Here is a 21,555-nt window from a genome sequence, read left to right on the forward strand (position 1 = left end):
GACACGACAGTGTCGGGTCAGACCTTCAGACAAACCATGGGAGCATGTCTATGGCCGACCCCGAACGAGACCCGCCCATTCCCGGCACGACGTTGTTCGACGGCGATGCGGCGGTGAAGGGCTATGCGCTCAATGCGATGTGCTATTCGTTCAACGATACGGCCAACCGGCAGGCCTTTGTCGATGACGAAGCGGCCTATTGCGCGAAATTCGCGCTGACCCCCGCGCAGCGGCAGGCGGTGGCCGATCGCGACGTGCTTGGCATGATCGCGGCGGGCGGCAACATCTATTATCTGGCCAAGCTGGCCGGGATCTTCGGATTGAACGTGCAGGATGTCGGCGCCTTGCAGACCGGCAGGACGGTTGCCGAATTCAAGCAATTTCTGCTCGATCAGGGAAAGGAACTGGCCCATGGCTGAGATCGTTGGCGCCTATTTCACCAGCCACGTGCCCGCGATCGGCGGCGCGATCCATCGCGGCGATCAGCAGACGCCGTATTGGAAACCGTTTTTCGACGGCTTTGTCCGCGTCCACGAATGGCTGGCCGAGGTCAAACCCGATGTCGCGGTGGTGTTCAACAACGACCACGGGCTCAATTTCTTCCTCGACTGCCTGCCGACATTCGCGGTGGGCGCTGCGGCGGAATACCACAACGCCGATGAAGGCTGGGGCCTGCCGCTGTACAAGCCGTTTGCCGGGCACCCCGATCTGAGCTGGCACGTCATCGAAACGCTGGTGGCCGACGAATTCGACCCGGCCACCTGCCAGAAGATGCTGGTTGACCATGCGCTGTCGATCCCGTTCGAACTGGCCTGGCCGGAGGTTGATGCCTGGCCGGTGAAGATCGTGCCGATCGCGATCAACACGGTGCAGCATCCATTGCCCAGTGCCAAACGCGCGCTGGCCTTCGGGCGCAGCGTGCACCGCGCGCTGGCAAGCTGGCCGGGGGCCGAACGTGTGGTGGTGATCGGCACCGGCGGCTTGTCGCACCAGTTGGACGGCGCGCGCGCCGGGTTCATGAATCCCGAATACGACCGGTTCTGCCTCGATCATCTGGCAAACGATCCCGATGCGCTGACCCACCATTCGATCCACGAGATCGTGCGCCTGTCGGGCACCCAGGGCGTCGAAGTGCTCAACTGGATCGCCGCGCGCGGCGCGCTGGGGCCAACCGCGCGCGAGGTGCACCGCAATTACCACATCCCGATCTCCAACACGGCGGCGGCGACCTTGTTGCTCGATCCGGTATAGGGCCCTACCGGGCCAGCGCCACGGCATCCAGATCGGCCAGAAATTCTGCCTGTACCGCGGTCGGGCGCCATGAGGCGCGGGTGGTGACGCCGATCACGCGGTGAAACGCACGGGGCACGGTGCCGAGCGAGACCAGCCAGTTGGCCTCCAGCTCGACCGCCGCCTGATCGGGCGAGACGAGCGCGAGGAAATCGCTTTCGATCAGGACCTGGCGGATCACCATCACCGATCCGGATTCGACCGGCACGGCCGGGGCGGGCACGGCGGCCTGGGCAAACATGGCATCCCATGAATCGCGCAAGGGCGCGCCGCGTCCGGGCAGAATCCACGGATAGCGGGCTAGCGCGGCCAGATCGGGCGCGCCGCCTGCCAGCGGATGATCGCGGCGCGCGACGATGATCGGCTCATCCTCGAACAGCGCGGTCTGTGCCAGATCGGGTTCGAGCAGGGGCAGGCGCAGCGCGCCGATCATCATGTCGATCATGCCGTTGCGCAACGGCTCGACCAGTTCGGCGCGCGCGCCTTCGGCAATCGCGATATGCACGTTGGGATGGCGCTTGAGAAACCGCGCAACGGCGGCGGGCAGGATGCGCGCGCGCGACAGCGGCATGGCGCCGACCGTGATGCGGCGCACTTCGCGGCCTTTCAGTGCCTCGATTTCGGCCAGCCCGGCTTCGAGTTCGACACGGGCGAGGCGGAACGCGCGGGCAAGCGACTGGCCAGCCTCGGTCAGCACCACGGCGTTGCTGCGTCGTTCGACCAGTGTCTTGCGCAACGACAGCGACAGGTCCTTGACCGCGCGATGCAGCGTCGGCACCGCCAGGCCCGTGGTCAGGCTCGCGCCCAGATAGCTGCCGCTGTCGGCCAGCGCGAGCAGCGCGCGCAAGCGGGCCGTGGTGACATGCGGGCTGCTGACATGGCCCAGCGCGCTGCGGATACGTGGCACCAGCACATCGGCGGCGGGCGTGGGCACCATACCATCGTGGCGGCGTTCAAACAGCGGCAGGGCCAACTGGCCTTCCACGCGGGCCAGCGCCTGGGTCAGCGCGGGCTGGGTCAGATTGATCGCACGGGCCGCCGCGCCCATTGTACCCAGTTCCGCAATTTGCGCGATCGCCGCCAGATGGCGCAAGTTGTAGTCCCAGATTTCCAATCACCGCTCCTGTTGGTCCAAGCCCCGCTTTAGCAAAATCTAATGGCTTGGCCAGAGTTCCGGCTTTCCCTCGCCGCAAGTCGGGCGCAACCCGTCGCAATCAGCCATGCAGACGGGATGCGAAACGTGAGCGGTATTGTCGTGCAGAACATCGAACGGGCGCCGATCGAAATTATCGATGCCCTGGCCCATTGCGGCGTCGCCACGGTGCACGAGGCGCAAGGGCGGACCGGCCTGCTGGCCAGCCACATGCGCCCGATCTATGCCGGTGCGCGCATTGCCGGATCGGCGGTGACGATCAGCGCGCCTCCGGGTGACAACTGGATGGTGCATGTCGCGATCGAACAGTTGCAGCCGGGCGACATTCTCGTGCTGGCGCCGACATCGCCATGCGAAGACGGCTATTTCGGTGATTTGCTGGCCACTTCCGCACAGGCGCGCGGCTGTCGCGGGCTGGTGATCGATGCCGGGGTGCGCGATGTGCGCGATCTGACCGAAATGCGGTTTCCGGTGTGGTCAAAGGCAATCTTTGCGCAAGGCACGGTCAAGAACACGCTGGGATCGGTCAATGTGCCGGTGGTCTGCGCCGGCGCGGCGGTCTTGCCGGGCGATGTGATCGTGGCCGACGATGATGGTGTCTGCGTGGTGCCGCGCGCCAAAGCGGCCGAAGTGCTGAAGGCCGCACAGGCACGCGAAGCCAATGAAGGCGAAAAGCGGGCCAAACTGGCCGCAGGCGTGCTTGGGCTCGATATGTACAAGATGCGCGAACGGCTGGAGAAGGAAGGGCTGAAATATGTCTGAGCCCACCGCCCCGATGGGTGCTCGCTCTGCCAGGTGCACCTGGATGCGCGGCGGCACGTCGAAAGGCGGCTATTTCCTTAAGGATGATCTGCCCGCAGACGTGGCAGAGCGCGACGCCTTTCTGCTGGCCGTCATGGGATCGCCCGATCCGCGCCAGATCGACGGGATGGGCGGCGCCGATCCGTTGACCAGCAAAGTCGCGGTGGTGTCGCGTTCTGCGCGCGAGGGGATCGACGTCGATTACCTGTTCCTGCAAGTCTTCGTCGATCAGGCGATCGTTACCGACGCGCAGAACTGCGGCAATATCCTGGCCGGAGTCGGCCCGTTCGCGATCGAGCGCGGGCTGATCCGCGCCACCGGCGACGAAACCCGCGTGGCGATCTATATGGAAAACACCGGGCAAGTTGCGGTGGCCACGGTGCAGACGCCGGGCGGCGTGCCGACATATGCCGGGAACGCCGCGATCGACGGCGTGCCCGGCACGCATGCCCCGGTGCCGCTGGAATTTCGCGACACCGCCGGATCGAGTTGCGGCGCCCTGCTGCCCACCGACCAGACTGTCGATGTGATCAACGGCGTGGCGGTGACGCTGATCGACAACGGCATGCCCTGCGTGGTGATGGCGGCGGCTGATCTGGGCATCACCGGCTATGAAGATCGCGAATGGCTGGATGGCGCGACCGAACTGAAGGCGCGGATCGAGGCGATCCGGCTGGCGGTCGGCCCGCTGATGAACCTGGGCGATGTTACCGACAAATCTGTGCCCAAGATGATGCTGGTGGCCCCGCCGCGTCAGGGCGGCGCGGTGACGGTGCGCAGTTTCATCCCGCACCGCGCGCATGCCACGATCGGCGTGCTGGGCGCAGTGTCGGTGGCGACGGCCTGTCTGTTGCCGGGCTCGCCCGCCGCCGCTGTGGCGCACGTGCCCGATGGCGCGCGCAAGCTGCTGTCGGTGGAACACCCGACCGGCGAAATGAGCTGCGTGCTCGAAACCGATGATGGCGGCGCCGTGGTCAGCGCCGCGCTGTTGCGCACCGCGCGCAAATTGATGGATGGAGTGGTGTTCGGATGAGCGATCGGATTGTTTCCTGGCACGCCAGCCCGTCAAAGCCGCGCTATCGCCCGCCCGCTGGCGCGATCGATGCGCATTGCCATGTGTTCGGTCCGCAGGCGCAGTTTCCGTTCAGCGCCAAGGCCAAGTATCTACCCGAAGATGCCGGGCCGGACAGGCTGTTTGCGCTGCGCGATCATCTGGGCTTTGCCAAAAACGTCATCGTGCAGGCCAGTTGCCACGGCACCGACAATGCTGCCACGCTGAATGCCATTGCCCGCTCGCAGGGCAGCGCGCGCGGCGTGGCAGTGGTCGATCCGGCGATCGGCGAGGATGAACTGCACGCGCTCCACGCCGGAGGGATGCGCGGCATCCGGTTCAATTTCCTCAAGCGGCTGGTCGATGATGCGCCCAAGGACAAGTTTCTCGATGTCGCGCGCCGCCTGCCCGCCGGCTGGCATGTGGTGATCTATTTCGAGGCCGACATCCTCGAAGACTTGCGCGCATTCATGGACGCCATCCCGGTGCCGCTGGTGGTCGATCACATGGGCCGCCCCGATGTCGCCCAGGGCCCCGATGGCGCCGACATGAAGGCGTTTCGCCGCCTGCTCGATTCGCGTGACGACATCTGGTTCAAGGCGACATGCCCCGATCGGCTCGATCCGGGCGGCGATCCGTGGAATGCCTTTGCCGAGGCGGTGGCGCCGCTGGTGGCCGATTACCCCACCCGCGCGCTGTGGGGTACCGACTGGCCGCACCCCAACATGCAGGACGCCATCCCCGACGACGGCCACCTGGTCGACATGATCCCCCGCATCGCCCCGACCGAGGCATTGCAACACCAGGTGCTGGTGGCCAACCCGACGGCGCTCTATTGGGCGGATTAATCAAGGTCTGATCAAGCCCGCAATAAATCGTCCCCGGTACGGGGAGGATTGAAAATGACTGGCTGGTGCGGGGCGGCCCGGGGCGTCAGCCGACCTTCACACCCTTCCAGAACGCGATGCGGCCCCGGATAGCCTCGGCCTTTTCTTTCGGGTCGGGGTAATACCAGGCCGCATCGGTGTTGTCGGCGCCGCCTGCGTGCAGGCTGTAATAGTGCGCGGTGCCTTTCCAGGGGCAGATCGTCGTGGTCGTGCTGGCGCGCAACAGCGTGGTATCGACCGATGCTGTGGGGAAATAGTGATTGCCTTCGACCACCACCGTATCGTCGCTGCTGGCAATCAGAACGCCGTTCCATCGTGCTTCGACCATCATCGCTCTCCCTATCCGCACAAGTCGGGGCGGGGCCGGGCGATGTCAATGCGCACCTAGGTGCTTGCGGACGGGCGCGCTTGGTGGTCTGATTGTGCCATGCAACTGCAACTGTTTCGGTCTTTGTGGGGATGGCCCGTCGAGGGTCCAGCCGATTGGGCGCGGTGTGGGGCGCAATGCCGCGAAAACCGCTTTGTCGGGGTGGAGGCGCGGCTGCCGGCCGATCCCTTTGCGCGGCGTGCGCTCAAGGCGGCGCTGGCCGACGAGGGGCTGGCCTATATCGCAGTGGTGTTCACCGGCGGTGATGTCATTCCCGACCAGACCTGGACCCCGGCGCAGCATCTCGACCGGCTGGCCGAGGCGATCGCCGGGGCGCAGATTGTGGGCGCCCGGTTCGTCAATGTGTTGCCGGGCAACGACCGTTGGCCATTGGCCCAACAAGTCGATTTCTTCGGCCGGGCGCAGGCGCTGGCCGATGCGGCGGGGCTGACGTGCAGTTTCGAGATTCATCGCGCGACCTCGCTCTACAGCCCGTGGGTGACGCTGGACATCATCGCGCAATTGCCCGATCTGCGGTTTACCGCCGATCTCAGCCATTGGGTGGTGGTGTGCGAACGCCTGCTTGACCATCCCGCCGACGATCTGGCGCCGTTCCTGTCGCGCGTTCACCATGTGCAGGCGCGCGTCGGCTATGACCAGGGGCCGCAAGTGCCGCACCCTGCCGCGCCCGAATATGCCGCGCCGCTTGCCTGGCACCAGGCGCAGTGGGAACGGGTCTGGGCTACGCATCGCGCCGCCGGGCGTGCGACAACCACGGTTACCCCCGAATTCGGCCCCGATGGCTATACGCACTTGCTGCCGTTCACCCGCGCGCCGGTCGCCGATACCTGGGACCTCAACCGCTGGATGGCCGCAACCACCCACGATCATTTTGCCGCATGGAGCGCCTTGCCATGACCTCATTTCAAGCCTTGCCGATCATCGATATCACCGGCCTGTTCAGCGCCGATCTTGCCGCGCGGCAGGCGGTGGCCGAAGAACTGGGTCGCGCCGCGCGCGAGGTGGGGTTTTTCTATATTCGCGGCCATGGCATCGCGCCCGAACGCATCGCGGGCCTGCGCGCGGCGGCGCAGGCGCTGTTCGCGCGCGAACACAACTGGAAAATGGACTATCACATCGGGCTTGGGCGCGGGCACAAGGGTTATGTGCCCGAAGGATCGGAATGGTACGGCAGCGGGCGCCCCGACCTGAAAGAGGCCTGGGACATCGGCTTTGAAGCCGATGACGACCACCCGTTTGTGCGCGCGGGCCAACCGCTGATCGGCGGCAACAAGTGGCCTGCGCTGCCGGGGTTTCGCGAAACGGTCGATGCCTATTACGCCGATGTCTTTGCGCTGGGGCGCACACTGTTTCAGGGGTTTGCACTGGCGCTGGGGCAGGATGAACATGCGTTCGATGCGCTGGTGACATGCCCCCCGTCAAAGCTGCGGCTGATCCATTATCCGGTCGATCCGTCCGCCGAGGATGCGCCGGGGATCGGCGCGCACACCGATTACGAATGCTTCACGCTGTTGCTGGCCGATCAGCCGGGGCTGGAGGTGCTCAACGGCTTGGGCCAGTGGATCGATGCGCCGCCGGTTACCGTCGATGGCGAGGAACTGTTCGTGATTAATGTCGGCGACATGCTCGAAGTGATGACCGCCGGGCAATTCGTGGCGACGACGCATCGCGTGCGCAAAGTGCGGGCCGAACGCTATTCGTTCCCGCTGTTCTTCGCCTGCGACTATGCGACCAAAATCCGCCCGCTGCCCGAATTCGACCCGACCGACGAAAAAACCGCGCTCTATCCCGATATCTCGATCGGCGATCACATGTGGTCGATGGCGTTGCAGACTTATCGCTATTTGCGCGACAAAGTCGCGGCGGGCGAGCTGACGCTGCCCGAAAACGCCCGCGCGACCAACACCTTTGGCCAGTTCAAGACCCTGGCGGAAACGCCCTGAATCCTCCCCATTCCGGGAAGGATCAGGCCACTCCGCGATCCTGCCCTTGCCAGAATTCGGCGCGCATTGCCTTTTTGTCGAATTTGCCGACGGCGGTGCGGGGCAGGGCGTCCTTGAACACCACGTGCTTGGGCGCTTTCACGCTGCCGATGCGGGCCTTGCAATGGGCGATGATCGCGGCGGCGTCGGGCGCGCCAGGGCTGGTGACGACCAGCGCGGTGACCGCTTCGCCCCACTTTTCGTCGGGAATGCCGATCGCCGCACATTCGAGAATGCCGGGCAGTTCGGTCACCGCCGCTTCGACTTCGGTGCAGAACACGTTGAAGCCGCCGGTGACGATCATGTCCTTCTTGCGGTCGACGATGTAATAGAACCCGTCGGCATCGCGCCGACCGACATCGCCGGTGTGGTGCCAGCCATGCGCCCAGGTTTCGGCGCTGACTTGCGGCATTTCGAAATAGCCGCCGCCGACGATGCCGCCGCGCCCGACGATTTCGCCCACTTCACCATCGCCCAGCAGGTTGCCGTCATCATCCATCAGTTCGACCCGCACCGAATAGGTCTGGCGCCCGCAACTGGCCAGCCGTTCGGGATGATCGCCCGCCGCCGCCGCCGCGACGTCGCGCGGTGAAAGCCAGGTGGCAACCAGGTGAAATTCGGTCTGGCCATAGCTTTGGCACATGCACGGCCCGAACACGTCGACCATCTGGCGCAGCTTTTCGGGCGCGCAGGCCGACCCGGCCAGCAGGAAATATTCCAGGCTGGTATAATCGACATCGCGCACGCGCGGATGGGCCAGCAGCGTATACACCGCCGTGGGCGGCAGGAATGTGTGGGTCACGCGGTATTGCCCGATCGCGTCCATCACCGCATCCGCATCGAATTGCGGCAATACCACCACCGTCGCGCCCATCGCGATCCCCGCCATCGTGAACGGACCGGCCGCATGGGTCAGCGGCGCGGTGGCAAGGAACACCGGCGGCCTGTCGTCGCCGGTGTCTTTCAGCGCCATGATGTTGCCGATGGTTTCCAGCATCGTGCCCCAACTGCGGTTGAGCACGCGCACGCCCTTGGCCGGGCCGGTGGTGCCGCCGGTGGCAATGATCGCAGTCAGTTCCTCGCCATTGCCGGTGGGATCGCCCCAGTCGGGCACCGGCGATGATCCGGCCGGCAGCATGAACCGGTCGAGCGACGGCACATCGCCATCGTCTGCATCGATGCATACCATCAGGCGGATGGTCGGCACCGCCTGCTGCACGGTGCGCGCATCCTCGGCATAGTGCGAATGATAGAACAGCACAGTGGCGCGCACATACGTCAGATAGGCGATGTTATCGGCCAGCGCGTTGCGCGTGTTGACCGGAATCCATGCCGCGCCCGCGCGCCACAGCGACAGCATCGCCACCAGCACGCCGGGATGGTTGGGGCTCATCACCGCCACCGCCTCCTGATGCGCCAACCCCGCCGCCAGCAGGGCCCCGGCAACCCGGTGGCTCAACGCCTGGACTTCGCCATAAGTCAGCGACTGGCCATTGGCGATCAGCACAGTGCGATCGGGATGGAGCCGGACCTGCCGGTCGAAATAGTCGATATTACGCATCGCTGGCGGCCTCTGCGCGTCCGGTGATCTTGGCGGTTTCGGCAGAGGTCGAGGCGGGGCCGGTGTTGCGGCTGATCAGCCCGCCGACCAGCGTCGGACCTTTGGCAAAAGGTTCGGGATCGCCTTCGCGCACTTGCAATCCGAACAGCGGGCTCATGCCGGGAATGCGGCCCAGTCCGCCGTAGAGATCAAACCCGCGATCGATCCAGTCGCGCAAGGGTTCATCGTCGGTCATCGGCGGGATATCGGCGATGCTGGCACACCACAGGAACACCGCCAGCGCGCGATAATCGGCATAGTTGGGGGTGTCCCCGCCCAGCCATTTGTGTTCGCGCAGGATGCCGCGCAGCAATTCCAGTTCGGGCAGCACCAGCGGCAGCCGGTCTTCGCGGCCCACGATCAGGTCTTCCATCGGGGCGCCCCACATGCGGCGGCGCGATTCGACGATATAGGGGATGTCCTGTTCGAAACAGCGATCGCGGTATTGCACCGCAAAGCAGCGCGCCCAGGGGCCGACCGCCGTCTTCCACAGCCAGGTTTCCAGGAACTGGGTCAGCACGCGCACCGATGGATCGCCGATCAGCGTCGGGCGATCGGGATATTTGCGGTCAAGGTGTTCGGCGATCAGCCACGAATCGAGAATCCATTCGCCATCATCGACAATCACCGGCAACCGTTCGGACCGGCCACCGGTGCGATCGAGGATGCCGATGAACCCGCCATCGATCACATCAAGGTCGAACCCTTTGTGTTTCAACGCATATTTGGTGGCCCATACGAACGGGCTGGTGGTTGCGCCGCTGGCATGCTGTAGGTCGAAAAAGGTGATGCGGTTGTTCTGGGCCATCTTTGCCATCCTCTCGCGCCGGGGCCTGTCGCGCGCATCGGGTGATGCACGGCGGCACCGATCGGTCCGTTATTTGTGAGTAATACATACAATAACGATGAAGGAAAGCGGGATTTGGGGCTGGCCGCATGCCCGTCAGACCCTCAGCCCTGGCGGATCAGTCCGCGCGCCACAGCGCGCCCAGTGCGGGCACCAGATGGTCGCGGTGTTCAGGCGCGATGCGGGCCAGCAGGTCGTCTTCGAATGTGGTGGTGATCGCGTCGGCTTCGGCGCGGCGCTGATGGCCAAGCGCGGTCAGCAGCACGGCCTGGGACTTGCCGTCGATCGGCTTGCGCTCGATCAGCCCCGCCACTTCCAGCCGCCCCAGCAGCGGCACCATGTTGGCGCGCTGGATATCAAGCACGCGGCCGATTTCGCTGGCGGTGACATCGTCGCGCCGGTCGACCAGCAACAGCACCGAAGCTTCGGCAATGCGCAGATCGATCGTGGCAAGGCGGCGCGAAAGTTCGCCCATCATGGCATTGGCCGCACGGCGCAGGGCATAGCCCGGACGTTGGCGCAGGATATCGGTCATCGGGTCAGATTCCATCGATCCGCAAAGCGGATGGTTATTGACAATAACAATATCATCGATATTGCTCATACCATATCAGCCAGATCACGAAAGAGGGTCCCATGAGCGAGCGCAGCGAAGAGGATACTGTGGCATTTTCGGTGGAAAACCGGATTGCCTGGGTCAAGTTCAACCGTCCCGAAAAACGCAATTGCATGAGCCCCAAGCTCAATCGCCGCATGAAGCAGGTGATCGAAGATCTGGAATTTCGCGACGATGTCGGCGTGCTGGTGCTGACCGGTGAAGGCGAAGCCTGGTCGGCCGGCATGGATCTGCGCGAATATTTCCGCGAGACCGAAGCACAAGGGCTGGGCGCCGTGCGCAAGGCGCAGCGTGAAGCCTATAGCTGGTGGGACCGTCTGCGCTGGTATGAAAAGCCGACCATCGCAATGATCAACGGCTGGTGCTTTGGCGGCGGTTATGGCCCGCTGTTTGCCTGCGATATCGCCGTTGCGGCGCACGATGCGCAATTCGGTCTGTCGGAAATCAACTGGGGCATCCTGCCCGGCGGCGGCGCGTCAAAGGTCGCGGTCGACCTGATGCCGCTGCGCAAGGCGCTCTATCACGCCATGATGGGCGAAAACCTGACCGCCACGCAGGCTGCCGAACAGGGCCTGATCACCGAAGCGGTGCCGGCCGATCGCCTGCACGCGCGCGTGCTCGAAATTGCCGAGGCGCTGCTGAAAAAGGATGGCAATGCCCTGCGCGCCACCAAGTGGGCCATTCGGCGCATGACCGAAATGACCTATGACAATGCCGAGGACTATCTGATCCGCGCACAGGAAGCGCTGCACAGTTTTGGCGGCGTGGCCGCGCGCACAGAAGCGACCAAGCAGTTCCTCGACGAAAAGACGTTCAAGCCCGGGCTGGGCACGTTCGACACGTCGAAAATCAAAGGCTGAACGCATAACGCATAGCGGTGGAGAGAATGCATGTCTGACACGTCACCGCGTTTCGCACGCGCTGCGCTGGCGCGACTGTTGCGGCCGAAATCGGTGGCGGTGGTCGGCGCCAGCGACAAGCCGGGCGCGCTTGGCGCGACGCTGATCACCAATCTCGATCGCGCCGGGTTTGCCGGTGACGTGTGGCCGATCAATCCCAAGCGCGACACGATCGGCTCGCGTAAATGCCTGCCCGGCATTGCCGATCTGCCGATGGGTGTCGATGTCGCGGTGCTGGCGATCCCGCGTCCGGCGGTGCTCGACGCGGTGCGCGCGCTGGCCGCGCGTGGCGTCGGCGCGGCGATCGTGTTTTCCGCAGGCTTTGCCGAAGACGGTCCCGAGGGTCTGGCCGAACAGGCCGAAATTGCCGCTGTCGCCGATGCGGCGGGCATGGTGATCGAAGGGCCCAATTGCCTGGGCCTGGTCAATCATGTCGACAAGATCCCGCTGACCTTTGTCGAAGCGTTCTGCGAGCCGCCCGCCGGGCGCCGTGCGGTGGGCGTGGTGTCACAATCAGGCGCGATGGCGGCGGTGGTCGGCACGGTGCTGATCGCGCGCGCGATCCCGACCAGCTTTTCGGTATCCACCGGCAACGAAGCGGTCAGCGGGGTCGAAGACTATGTCGACTGGCTGATTGATGATCCCGATACCCAGGTCATCGCGATGATCGTCGAAAGCTTTCGCAAACCCGCGCGGTTTTTGGCCGCCGCGCGGCGCGCACGCGCGGCGGGCAAGCCGATCGTGCTGCTGCATCCCGGCACATCGAGCGCGGCACGCGAATCCGCCGCGACCCACACCGGGGCGATGGCGGGCGATTACCAGTTGATGCGCGCCAAAGTCGCGCGCGCCGGGGTGATTTTTGCCGAGACCTTGCAGGAACTGGGCGATCTGGCCGAATTGCTGGTGCGCTGCCCGGCGCTGGCGCGGCCTGACATTGCCGTGCTGGGCGAATCCGGCGCGTTCAAGGCGATGGTGCTCGATCAGGCCGAACGGCTCGGCCTGCCGCTGACCGCGCTCGACAACGCCAACGCGCCCGCCTTGCGCGCGGCGTTACCGCCGTTTGTGCCGGTCAGCAATCCGCTCGATCTGACCGCGCAAGGGCTCAGCCAGCCTTCGCTCTATACCCAGGTGATCACCGCGCTGCTCGATGATGACCGGGTGGGGGCGGTTGTGGCCGGGATCATCCAGTCGGACCCCGCGACTGCGGACATCAAGGTGCCCGCGATCCTCGCCGCGCTCGATGGCCGCGCGCTGACCAAACCGATGATCTTTGCCGGGCTCGACGAAGGCGCGCGCATGCCCGACCACTATATCGCTGCCCTGCGCGCGCGGGGCGTGCCGTGGTTTCCCACCACCGAGCGCGTGCTGGCGGCACTCGCCCGGCTGGGTTTGGCGCGTGGGCCCGCCGACGGTGCGGCAATTGCGCCGTTGCCGTTGCCCGCGTTGGCTGACGAGGCGGGGGTGGTCCCCGAATATCGCGCAAAGGCGCTGCTCGCACCACTCGGCGTGCCGTTCCCCGCAGGCGCCTTTGCGGCCGATGCCGATGCTGCGGTCGCGGCTGCGCAAGGCCTGGGCTATCCGGTGGCGATGAAGGCACAGGCCAGCGCGCTCAGCCACAAAAGCGATGCGGGCGGGGTGATCCTCAATCTGGCCGATGACGATGCAGTGCGCGCGGCCTGGTATCGCATGCATGCCAGCGTTGCCGCCTATGACGCGACGATCGCGCTCGACGGTGTGCTGATCGAGGCGATGGGGCCGCGCGGCGTGGAAATGATCGTCGGCGGGCGCAACGATCCCGAATGGGGCGCGGTGGTGCTGGCCGGATTTGGCGGGGTGACCGCCGAAATCCTGCAGGACGTGCGCCTGTTCACCCCCGACATGACCGAGGCTGAAGTGATTGCCGATCTGGGCAAGCTGAAAAGCGCGGCGCTGCTGGCGGGCTGGCGCGGTGCGCCTGCGCTCGACGTGCCAGCACTGGCGCGGCTGATCGTGACGGTGGCGCGGCTGCTGGAAAGCGAACCCCGTCTGGCCGAACTCGATCTCAATCCGGTCATCCTCTATCCTGCGGGCGAGGGCGTGATCGCGCTCGATGCGCTCATTTTCGCACAATAGACCACGCGGGGGCGGTGCTGCGTTTGCGGCACAGATCTACCAAACGGACGGGGCGCGGCGAAGGCCGCGCCCCGTTTGGTTTGTACCAGAACGGTAAATGGGGTGACGGCCTCGTACGTCCCGAGATCCCGTTGACCGAGTGCTGCGGCTGACCGCATTGGCAAATCACGGCATGTCTCGGAACACGCTGTTTTTGCAGCGTTTGGGGTAAAAAGCCGGCCGCCATTTACGGGCCCGGTTCCCAACCAGCGCGAAAGATTGGTGACAGCAATCTTTTTTCCGCCAGATTGGTGGAGATAACATCACATTTCAGAAATGTTTAATGAATATTAATCCGATGAAAACATCGGCAAGTGGTCTGACCCACTATTGAAAATTTGTTGCGGTCAAATAGACATGCCAACGATTTTTCGCGACTGCCGCGATTCGACCGACGTAAATTACAGGGGCTATTACGTATGTTGCGACTGAAGTCACAATTGATCGCCAGCACGGCAATCATCGGTATGTTCGCCATCGCGGGGACGGCGCAGGCGCAAACCGCGCTGGTGGTTGCTGGCGGTGGCGGCGGTGCTGGTTATGAAGGTGTCAACGGGATCGGCGCGACAGTCAGCACATCGGGGGCGGATGGTACCGGTGGGGTTGCCGCAACGAGCGGCGCGGGCGGCACCGAAGGGTCGGGCGGAGGCGGTGGCACCGCAGGATTTACCGATGGCGGCGGCGGGGCCGGCTTTTTGGGCAACGGCGCCGACGGTTCGGGTGGACAGGCCAGCCAGGCCGGGCTTGGCGGCCAGTCTGCACCCACCTTTGCCGGTGGGCTTGGAGGGCAGAATTCGAACGGCCAACCTGCCGGCGGCTTTGGCGGCGGCGGCGGTGCCGGATTTCAGGGCGGCGGCGGCGGCGGCGGGTATTCGGGCGGCGGCGGCGGGTCGGGTGCTACCGCAGGCGGCGGCGGGGGCGGCTCTTATGTCGCGGGTTCGCTGACGTCGGTGACGCTGACTGCCGACTATAACGGTTCGTCTGCGCAGGGTGTGAATGGCCTCAACGGCGAAGTGATCATTGGCACGACGACCTTTGATTATACCGGCACGATCGTTCAATATGTCGTGCCGACGACCGGGTCCTATCTGATCGAGGCCATCGGCGCACAAGGCGGCGGCGGTGACATTGGCACCGTCGGCGGATATGGGGCGCTGGCATCGGGTTATGACCTGCTGACGGGTGGCACCACGCTGGATATCGTAGTCGGCGGAGGTGGCCAGAACGGCAACTTTGGCGGCATCTGGGGCGGCGGCGGCGGTGGCGGCAGCTTCATCTATCTGGCCGCCGCGCCGGCAACGCCGATCGATACCAACGGGCCCTATCAGACGAGCGATCTGGGCACGACGGTCAACCCGGATTTTCAGGGTGGCACATTACAGGTCGTGCCGGGCGCGACCACCGTTTCGAGCAATTTCACCGTTGAAGCCTATGTCGGCAACACCATCGATGCGATCGGCAACAACGCCAATTTTTCCGGTACGTTCACGGGTGCAGGCGGCCTGATCTTTACCGACAGCAGCAATCTGGGCAGCACGATCGTGCTGAGCAATGCGGGCGGCAATACTTATTCCGGCACGACCGAAGTCAGCGGCGCGACGCTGCAGGCTGGTGCGGTAAACGCCTTTTCGCCCAATTCCGCGGTGCAGCTCGACAATGTGGCGGGCACCGTGCTGGATCTGAACGGCTATAACCAGACGATCAACGGCTTGTCCGGCGGCGGCGCACTGGGCGGCAATGTTCTGCTGAGCGCGGCGCTGGTCAACACCGGCGGCGGCACTTTTGCGGGCGTGATCTCGGGCAGCGGCAGCCTTGAACAGGCCGGCGGCGTCGAAGTCCTGTCGGGCGTGAACACGTATACCGGGCTCACCACGATCGATACCGGGGCAACCCTGGCATTGGCCGGCGCCGGATCGATCAGTGCCAGCGCGGTCGCGGCCAATGGCGCGTTCGACATTTCGGGCACCACGTCGGGTGCGTCGATCACCAGCCTGTCGGGCAGTGGCACGGTCGCGCTGGGTGGCCAGACGCTGACCCTGACCAGTGCGAGCGACACTTTTGCAGGCGTGATCGCCGATGGCGGCCTCAGCGGCGGCACGGGTGGGGCGCTGACCATCGCGGGCGGCTCGGAAACGCTGTCGGGTGCAAACACCTATACCGGCGCGACCACCATCAACACCGGGGCGACGCTGCTGCTGTCCGGCACGGGCAGCATCGCCGCATCGTCGGGGGTCCTCGCCAACGGGACGTTCGACATTTCGGGCACCACGTCGGGTGCGTCGATCACCAGCCTGTCGGGCAGCGGGGCGGTTGCTCTGGGTGGCCAGACGCTGATCCTGACCAACGCGAGCGGCACCTTTGCGGGCGTGATTGCCGACGGCGGCCTCAACGGCGGTACGGTCGGGGGGCTGACCATCGCGGGCGGCGCGCAGACGCTGTCGGGTGCAAACACCTATACCGGCACGACCAGCATCACCAGCGGCGCGACGCTGCTGCTGACCGGTACGGGCAGCATTGCCGCATCGACGTCCGACTTGGTCTATGGGACGCTTGATATCTCGGGCACCACGTCGGGGGCGTCGATCTCCAACCTGGTTGGCACGGGCACGGTCGCACTGGGCAGCCAGACGCTGATCCTGACCCAGACGGACACGATCTTTCGCGGCGTGATCAGCGATGGTGGCCTTTATGGCGGCACCGGCGGGTCGCTGACGATCGCGGGTGGCATGCAAATTCTGTCTGGCGCGAATACCTACACCGGTGCGACCACCATCGCCACGAACGCCGGCCTGTTTCTGACAGGCAATGGCAGCATTGCGGCATCATCGAATGTCCTGGACGACGGTGTGTTCGACATTTCGAAGGCCAAGGCAGGTGTGTCGATCACCAGCCTGTCGGGCAATGGTTCGGTCGGCCTGGGTGCCAAGACGCTGACGCTGACCAACGCGAGCGGCACGTTTGCGGGCGTGATTGCCGATGCCTCCATCTCTCGAGCCACGGGCGGGGCGCTGACCATCGCGGGCGGCTCGGAAACGCTGTCGGGTGCAAACACCTATACCGGCGCGACCACCATCAACACCGGGGCGACGCTGCTGCTGTCCGGCACCGGCAGCATCGCCGCATCGTCGGGGGTCCTTGTCAACGGGACGTTCGACATTTCGGGCACCACGTCGGGTGCGTCGATCACCACCCTTTCGGGCAGCGGGACGGTTGATCTGGGTGGCCAGACGCTGATCCTGACCAGTGCGAGCGACACGTTTGCGGGCGTGATTGCCGACGGCGGCCTCAACGGCGGCACGGGCGGTGGGCTGACCATCGCGGGCGGTTCGCAGACGTTGACGAGTGCAAACACCTATACCGGCGCGACCACTATCGCCAATGGCGCGACGCTGGCGCTGACCGGGACGGGCAGCATTGCCGCATCGTCGGGAGTCCTCGCCAACGGGACGTTCGACATTTCGGGCACCACGTCGGGTGCGTCGATCACCAGCCTGTCGGGCGGCGGTGCGGTTGCTCTGGGCGGCCAGACGCTGGTCCTGACCAAGGCGAGCGGCGCGTTTGCGGGCGTTATCGCCGATGGCGGCCTCAGCGGCGGCACGGGCGGAGCGCTGACCATCGCGCGCGGCTCTGAAGCGCTGTCTGGTGCAAACACCTATACCGGCGCGACCACCATCGCCAATGGCGCGACGCTGGCGCTGACCGGCAGCGGCAGTATCGCCGCATCTTCGGGCGTGGCGGCCAACGGTGTGTTCGATATTTCGGGCACCACTGCGGGTGCTTCGATCACCAGCTTGTCGGGCAGCGGCGCGGTCGCTCTGGGCAACCGGACGCTGACCGTGACCGATGCCGCCACCACCTTTTCCGGCGTGATCGCCGGATCAGGCGGGCTGACGGTTGCGGGCGGCACGCTGACGCTGACCGGCGACAACACCTATGCCGGGCTCACCTCGATCGGCAGCGGTGCAACGCTGCGGATCGGCACGGGCGGAACATCGGGCGCAGTGGCGGGTGACTTTGCCGACAATGGCACGCTGGTGTTCAACCGCAGCGACACCGTCACGATCACCGGCAATATCGGCGGGACGGGCGCCCTGACCCAGCTTGGCACCGGCACGCTGGTGCTGCTGGGCAAGGATACCGTTTCGGGCAAAGTGACGGTGGCATCGGGCACGCTGGAAGTGGGCAATGCGGCTACGCCGGGCGCGGTGCTCAATGCTTCGTCGGGCGGCGTGACGGTTGGTGCAGGGGCCACGCTGGAAGGCCACGGCACGATCCTGGGTGCGGTCACCAACACGGCAGGCGGTACGGTGCGGCCGGGTGGCAGCATCGGCACGCTGACCGTCGGCTCTTATGTCCAGGGCGCCAATTCGACTTTGGCGATCGAGGTTTCACCCACCCAGTCGTCGCTGTTGCAAGTGACCGGCACGGCCTCGATCGCGGGCACGGTTGCGGTGACGCTGGATCCGGGCACGTATGCCTCGCACGTCTATCCGATCCTGACCGCCGCATCGGTCACCGGCACCTTCAGCACGCTGACGGCCAGCGGCGCGGCACTGCCGGGGCTGGTCTATGGCCTGTCCTATGCGCCAGCGGGCAACGAGGTCGATCTGGTGCTGGCATCGACCAAGGGCACTTCGGTCTATGGCGATGCGCTGTCTGCGGCGCTCGACAGCGCCGATGCCTATGCACGGACCGTGCTGGACCACGGTGTGGACTGTGCGGGCGCCGACCAGGCCAGCGGCGGCACCGCCTGTGCCAGCAACGGCGTCTGGCTCAAGGCGCTGGGCAGCACGGGGGAAACCGACAGCACCCCGCTGGCCAGTGGCTACAGCTTCAACCGGGGCGGCTTCATCGGCGGCATCGACCGTACGGTTGCCGCGGGGATCAAGCTGGGCGTCTCGTTCGGATGGCAGCACACCTCGACCAATTCGTTTGACTATGCGGCCAGTGCAAAAGTCGATCAGTATGACTTTGGCCTCTATACCAGTGTGCAACTGGGCGTGGCACGGATCGATGCCGACGGGTTCTATGGATCGTCGACCAACCACGTGACGCGTGACACCCAGGGCGGTGGCACCGCGCTCGCGCAGTTCAACGGTCGCGGCTATGGCGGGGCGGTGCGCCTGTCACTGCCGTTGAAGGACAGCGTGGCAACCCCGTTTGCCGAACTGCGCTGGACCCATCAGACGCGCGATGGCGTGACCGAAAGCGGGGTCGGCGCGCTCGATTTCGGGATCGCCCGGCAATCGCACGACGATGGCCATGCGATTGCCGGCCTGCGCATCGCGCCGGTCTATAGCGCTGGCGCCGGATCGATCACGCCGCATCTGGAAATCGGCGTGGATCAGCAGATCGGCCAGACCGACCGCACGGTCTATGGCACCTTGGCCAGCGTGACCGGGGCCAACTTTGCCGGTGCGGCGGTCAGCGCCGCGCGCACGGCGGCGCTGGTCAAGCTGGGCTTCAACGCGCAGACCAGCCGTTCGATCGAATTCTTCGGCGATATCGACTGGAAATACAGCGACAACCACAACGAGGGCACGGCCAACATCGGGCTGCGCGCGCGGTTCTGATCACTGGCGCAACAGGGTGAAGCGCCACAAGGCCCCGGCGCGAACTTCGACGGCGCGGCGAAAGCCGCGCCGTTCCAGTTCATGGGCGATCATCACATAATCGCTCCACGTGCTGACGCCGTCGATCCGCCGCGCGCCTGCAAGCCCGCTGCGGATGCGCGCCCAATGCGCCCGCCGTTCGTCGACGAGATCGATGAGGCGATCGGCAGGCGCCGGACCGGCGGCAAAGCGGCTGTCGTGGATCGCCACATCGGCGACCGGCACCGCGCGGGCGAGCGGCACAAGTCCGGCCAGCAGGCCACCCTTGATCAGCGTCCGACGCGCCAGCCTCACTTGCCCCTCCCGAGCCAGGTGGCGATGCTGGCCAGCTCGGCATCGGTGACATCGACGCGCGTCTGCGGCGGCATCGCCCCTTTGCCCATGCGCACGATCGCCCGGACATAGCCTGCGGTCAGATCGTCGCGGTTGGCCAGCAGGGCGCTGGCCGGGCTGGCACCGACGGCCAGCCGCTGCTTGACCAGCAGATTGGTGCCCATGCCAAAAGTCAGGTGGCAATATCCGCAATGGTTTTCGAACAGCGCCTTGCCATCGCGCCCCGGTGCCAGCCGGTCGCCCGGCGGGGCAGGCGCGCGCATCTGATAGGGGGGCAGCGGCGGCGGATCGGCCAGCACCATGCCCGCCTGGGCCAGCGTCAGCGCGGCGCCCAGCGCCCAACGTGCAATCGGTGTCATCACGCCCGGCCCTCCTTTGCCTGATCGCGCCAGGCCGCCGGCCACACCCCCTGTTTGCCCGGCGACAGCACGCCATTGGGATCGAGCGCGTCCTTGATCCGCTCGTTCAGGCGGCGCAGCGCGTGACCGTTGAAGTCATACGTGTCCATCACCGTGTCCATCCAGCCCAGGTGGGTGCGATATTCGCCGTACCCGGCCTTGGCGGTTTCGCCGATCAGCGCGTTGAACAGCGACTTCATGTTGGCGATCTGTTCGGGCTGGTCGCGGTCGAACATCAGCATGTTGATATTGGTGGCAAACCGCCCGCCGATGGTAAAGCTGGCATAGAAATCGACATCGTGCGCGGCGATGATCGCGCGGCTGCGCTTCAATTGGCCCATCACATGCTCTGACGTGGCGGGCACCACCGGGGAAAATCCCATATGCGCGCCGCGTCCGCCGACCCAGTCGCTCATCTGCAAGGGCACTGCCGACGGCACGCCCATGGTGGTGTCGATGGCGTTGCGTTCATCGCCGCTGTGCCACCAGTGCTCGGCCGGCGGCGCGGCCAGATTGCGCGCCATTGCCGCGCGCACGATATCGGCCTTGGCGCGGATCACGCTGTCCTCGCCATAGAGGCGCAGTGCCACTTGCCAATAGCCCAGCTTGTATTGCGCCAGCAGTTCCTTGACGCGCCAGTCGGGAATGGCGCCGGGCTTGTCCCAGAAATCGCGGCGCTGGCCTTTGAGCACCATCTTGCCCAGCCAGCTCGGGATGAACACGTTCTGATCGATCGTCCCGGAGATTTTCAGCGGCGCGATGGTGTCGATCACCCAGCCGATGTCGTCTTCGTGGGGGATGTCGAACACCAGTTCGAGCGAGGCGGCGGGCGCGGGTTGCAGCCACAGCCCGGCGCGGGTGACCACGCCCAGGCTCGATTGCGTAAACGCCAGATCGAACGTCGGGCCATAGCTGAGCGGGTGCAAGTGCCAGGCATGGTTGCCGGTCATCGCGCCCATCCCGGTGCGCACCAGATCGCCATCGGGCAGCACGACCTCAAACCCGCACAGATTGCGCGCGTGCAGGCCATAGGGGGTATAGCCGATGCCGTGTTCAAACGCATTGCCCAGCACCGAGCCCCAGGCATTGCCGGGCACCGACAGCCACAGCGGCAGGTTTTCGCGCGCGATCGCCTCGTGCAGGTCGAAAAAGCTGACCCCGGGTTCCAGCACGCAATAGGCCAGTTTGGGATCGATATCGATGATCCGGTTCATCCGCCCCAGATCCAGCACCACGCTACCCGCCATACGCGGCGCGGCAGTGCCATAGCCCAGGTTCTTGCCGCGCGAGACCGGCCACAGGGGCACTTTGTGTTCGTTCGCCAGCCGCACGATGGCCTGCACTTCCTTGACCGAGGCGGGCGCCACGGCGGCCGAGGCAGGCCATTGTTCGGCAGGGCCGGGGGCATAGATATCGGCATAGGCATCGCGATCGGCATCGCTCGACAACACCCAGTCCTTGCCGACCACCCCGGCAAAGGCGGACAGCGCGGTATCAAAGGCCCGTGGCCCGAGGCGGGGGGGGAGCACCAGTTTCATGCGGCGTTT

At 65.4% G+C, this 21,555-nt stretch carries 18 protein-coding genes; 10 read left to right on the plus strand and 8 right to left on the minus strand.

The features are described from left to right. The first annotated feature begins 50 nt into the window (after positions 1 to 50). A complete protein-coding gene (locus tag AQZ49_RS10165; protein ID WP_067615172.1) occupies positions 51 to 419 on the plus strand; it encodes a protocatechuate 4,5-dioxygenase subunit alpha in 369 nt (122 codons plus the stop codon). Further along, a complete protein-coding gene (locus AQZ49_RS10170; protein ID WP_067615173.1) occupies positions 412 to 1,251 on the plus strand; it encodes a class III extradiol dioxygenase family protein in 840 nt (279 codons plus the stop codon). The genes AQZ49_RS10165 and AQZ49_RS10170 overlap by 8 nt, the downstream gene beginning before the upstream one ends. Positions 1,252 to 1,255: 4 nt before the next feature. Here the strand turns inward: AQZ49_RS10170 and AQZ49_RS10175 are convergent, their stop codons facing one another. Beyond that, a complete protein-coding gene (locus AQZ49_RS10175; protein WP_067615174.1) occupies positions 1,256 to 2,404 on the minus strand; it encodes a LysR family transcriptional regulator in 1,149 nt (382 codons plus the stop codon). Between the two features lie 126 nt (positions 2,405 to 2,530). Here AQZ49_RS10175 and ligK point away from each other — a divergent pair, with 126 nt between their 5' ends. The 3 genes from ligK to AQZ49_RS10190 are packed head-to-tail and all read left to right on the plus strand — an operon-like array spanning position 2,531 to position 5,143. Then, a complete protein-coding gene (gene ligK, locus AQZ49_RS10180; RefSeq protein WP_067615426.1) occupies positions 2,531 to 3,205 on the plus strand; it encodes a 4-carboxy-4-hydroxy-2-oxoadipate aldolase/oxaloacetate decarboxylase in 675 nt (224 codons plus the stop codon). After that, on the plus strand, positions 3,198 to 4,277 hold the full coding sequence (locus AQZ49_RS10185) for a 4-oxalomesaconate tautomerase (protein ID WP_082701694.1): 1,080 nt from the start codon (positions 3,198 to 3,200) through the stop codon (positions 4,275 to 4,277). The genes ligK and AQZ49_RS10185 overlap by 8 nt, the downstream gene beginning before the upstream one ends. Beyond that, positions 4,274 to 5,143, plus strand: coding sequence for an amidohydrolase family protein (locus AQZ49_RS10190; RefSeq protein ID WP_067615176.1), 870 nt, complete (start codon positions 4,274 to 4,276; stop codon positions 5,141 to 5,143). Before AQZ49_RS10185 ends, AQZ49_RS10190 begins: the two co-directional genes overlap by 4 nt. Positions 5,144 to 5,228: 85 nt before the next feature. Here the strand turns inward: AQZ49_RS10190 and AQZ49_RS10195 are convergent, their stop codons facing one another. Continuing rightward, positions 5,229 to 5,510, minus strand: a complete 282-nt coding sequence (locus AQZ49_RS10195; RefSeq protein ID WP_067615428.1) for a DUF427 domain-containing protein — start codon at positions 5,508 to 5,510, stop codon at positions 5,229 to 5,231. Between the two features lie 99 nt (positions 5,511 to 5,609). Here AQZ49_RS10195 and AQZ49_RS10200 point away from each other — a divergent pair, with 99 nt between their 5' ends. After that, the gene (locus tag AQZ49_RS10200; protein ID WP_067615177.1) at positions 5,610 to 6,467 is read left to right on the plus strand and encodes a sugar phosphate isomerase/epimerase family protein; all 858 of its coding nucleotides are present in this window, start codon (positions 5,610 to 5,612) and stop codon (positions 6,465 to 6,467) included. Continuing rightward, on the plus strand, positions 6,464 to 7,513 hold the full coding sequence (locus tag AQZ49_RS10205) for an isopenicillin N synthase family dioxygenase (protein ID WP_067615178.1): 1,050 nt from the start codon (positions 6,464 to 6,466) through the stop codon (positions 7,511 to 7,513). Before AQZ49_RS10200 ends, AQZ49_RS10205 begins: the two co-directional genes overlap by 4 nt. 22 nt (positions 7,514 to 7,535) lie before the next feature. Here AQZ49_RS10205 and AQZ49_RS10210 read toward each other — a convergent pair whose 3' ends face one another. The 3 genes from AQZ49_RS10210 to AQZ49_RS10220 form a co-directional block, all read right to left on the minus strand. Next, complete coding sequence (locus AQZ49_RS10210) at positions 7,536 to 9,113, minus strand: AMP-binding protein (protein ID WP_067615179.1); 1,578 nt, start codon at positions 9,111 to 9,113, stop codon at positions 7,536 to 7,538. Next, complete coding sequence (locus AQZ49_RS10215; protein WP_067615430.1) at positions 9,106 to 9,960, minus strand: beta-etherase; 855 nt, start codon at positions 9,958 to 9,960, stop codon at positions 9,106 to 9,108. The genes AQZ49_RS10210 and AQZ49_RS10215 overlap by 8 nt, the downstream gene beginning before the upstream one ends. A 157-nt stretch (positions 9,961 to 10,117) precedes the next feature. Then, positions 10,118 to 10,534: a MarR family winged helix-turn-helix transcriptional regulator gene (locus tag AQZ49_RS10220; protein WP_067615432.1), complete on the minus strand. Its 417-nt coding sequence runs from the start codon at positions 10,532 to 10,534 to the stop codon at positions 10,118 to 10,120. Between the two features lie 101 nt (positions 10,535 to 10,635). On the opposite strand from AQZ49_RS10220, the gene AQZ49_RS10225 reads away from it, so the two are divergent. From AQZ49_RS10225 to AQZ49_RS22560, 3 genes are all read left to right on the plus strand, one after another. Further along, positions 10,636 to 11,475: a p-hydroxycinnamoyl CoA hydratase/lyase gene (locus tag AQZ49_RS10225; RefSeq protein WP_067615180.1), complete on the plus strand. Its 840-nt coding sequence runs from the start codon at positions 10,636 to 10,638 to the stop codon at positions 11,473 to 11,475. Between the two features lie 30 nt (positions 11,476 to 11,505). After that, positions 11,506 to 13,626, plus strand: coding sequence for an acetate--CoA ligase family protein (locus AQZ49_RS10230; protein WP_067615181.1), 2,121 nt, complete (start codon positions 11,506 to 11,508; stop codon positions 13,624 to 13,626). 458 nt (positions 13,627 to 14,084) lie between these two features. Next, positions 14,085 to 19,238, plus strand: coding sequence for an autotransporter-associated beta strand repeat-containing protein (locus AQZ49_RS22560; protein ID WP_067615182.1), 5,154 nt, complete (start codon positions 14,085 to 14,087; stop codon positions 19,236 to 19,238). On the opposite strand, the gene AQZ49_RS10240 is transcribed toward AQZ49_RS22560, so the two are convergent. The 3 genes from AQZ49_RS10240 to AQZ49_RS10250 are packed head-to-tail and all read right to left on the minus strand — an operon-like array spanning position 19,239 to position 21,546. Next, positions 19,239 to 19,571 carry a hypothetical protein gene (locus AQZ49_RS10240; RefSeq protein WP_067615183.1) on the minus strand — a complete coding sequence of 111 codons (333 nt, stop codon included), beginning with the start codon at positions 19,569 to 19,571 and terminating at the stop codon, positions 19,239 to 19,241. It abuts the gene before it with no gap. Continuing rightward, positions 19,568 to 19,969 carry a c-type cytochrome gene (locus AQZ49_RS10245; protein ID WP_156428240.1) on the minus strand — a complete coding sequence of 134 codons (402 nt, stop codon included), beginning with the start codon at positions 19,967 to 19,969 and terminating at the stop codon, positions 19,568 to 19,570. The genes AQZ49_RS10240 and AQZ49_RS10245 overlap by 4 nt, the downstream gene beginning before the upstream one ends. Continuing rightward, entirely contained in the window at positions 19,969 to 21,546 is a 1,578-nt protein-coding gene (locus tag AQZ49_RS10250; protein WP_067615185.1) for an FAD-binding oxidoreductase, read from the minus strand. Before AQZ49_RS10250 ends, AQZ49_RS10245 begins: the two co-directional genes overlap by 1 nt. Positions 21,547 to 21,555 lie beyond the last annotated feature (9 nt).

It is taken from the genome of Novosphingobium sp. FSW06-99 (genome assembly GCF_001519065.1).
Classification (GTDB): Bacteria; Pseudomonadota; Alphaproteobacteria; order Sphingomonadales; family Sphingomonadaceae; genus Novosphingobium.

What these genes read in the sequence shown, in the direction of transcription:
- AQZ49_RS10210 (WP_067615179.1), bottom strand. Translation starts at nt 9,113, where the DNA reads ATGCGTAATATCGACTATTTCGACCGGCAGGTCCGGCTCCATCCCGAT.
- AQZ49_RS10230 (WP_067615181.1), top strand. Translation starts at nt 11,506, where the DNA reads ATGTCTGACACGTCACCGCGTTTCGCACGCGCTGCGCTGGCGCGACTG.
- AQZ49_RS10195 (WP_067615428.1), bottom strand. Translation starts at nt 5,510, where the DNA reads ATGGTCGAAGCACGATGGAACGGCGTTCTGATTGCCAGCAGCGACGAT.
- AQZ49_RS10220 (WP_067615432.1), bottom strand. Translation starts at nt 10,534, where the DNA reads ATGACCGATATCCTGCGCCAACGTCCGGGCTATGCCCTGCGCCGTGCG.
- AQZ49_RS22560 (WP_067615182.1), top strand. Translation starts at nt 14,085, where the DNA reads ATGTTGCGACTGAAGTCACAATTGATCGCCAGCACGGCAATCATCGGT.
- AQZ49_RS10250 (WP_067615185.1), bottom strand. Translation starts at nt 21,546, where the DNA reads ATGAAACTGGTGCTCCCCCCCCGCCTCGGGCCACGGGCCTTTGATACC.
- AQZ49_RS10225 (WP_067615180.1), top strand. Translation starts at nt 10,636, where the DNA reads ATGAGCGAGCGCAGCGAAGAGGATACTGTGGCATTTTCGGTGGAAAAC.
- AQZ49_RS10205 (WP_067615178.1), top strand. Translation starts at nt 6,464, where the DNA reads ATGACCTCATTTCAAGCCTTGCCGATCATCGATATCACCGGCCTGTTC.
- AQZ49_RS10190 (WP_067615176.1), top strand. Translation starts at nt 4,274, where the DNA reads ATGAGCGATCGGATTGTTTCCTGGCACGCCAGCCCGTCAAAGCCGCGC.
- AQZ49_RS10200 (WP_067615177.1), top strand. Translation starts at nt 5,610, where the DNA reads ATGCAACTGCAACTGTTTCGGTCTTTGTGGGGATGGCCCGTCGAGGGT.
- AQZ49_RS10215 (WP_067615430.1), bottom strand. Translation starts at nt 9,960, where the DNA reads ATGGCCCAGAACAACCGCATCACCTTTTTCGACCTACAGCATGCCAGC.
- AQZ49_RS10185 (WP_082701694.1), top strand. Translation starts at nt 3,198, where the DNA reads ATGTCTGAGCCCACCGCCCCGATGGGTGCTCGCTCTGCCAGGTGCACC.
- AQZ49_RS10170 (WP_067615173.1), top strand. Translation starts at nt 412, where the DNA reads ATGGCTGAGATCGTTGGCGCCTATTTCACCAGCCACGTGCCCGCGATC.
- AQZ49_RS10165 (WP_067615172.1), top strand. Translation starts at nt 51, where the DNA reads ATGGCCGACCCCGAACGAGACCCGCCCATTCCCGGCACGACGTTGTTC.
- AQZ49_RS10245 (WP_156428240.1), bottom strand. Translation starts at nt 19,969, where the DNA reads ATGACACCGATTGCACGTTGGGCGCTGGGCGCCGCGCTGACGCTGGCC.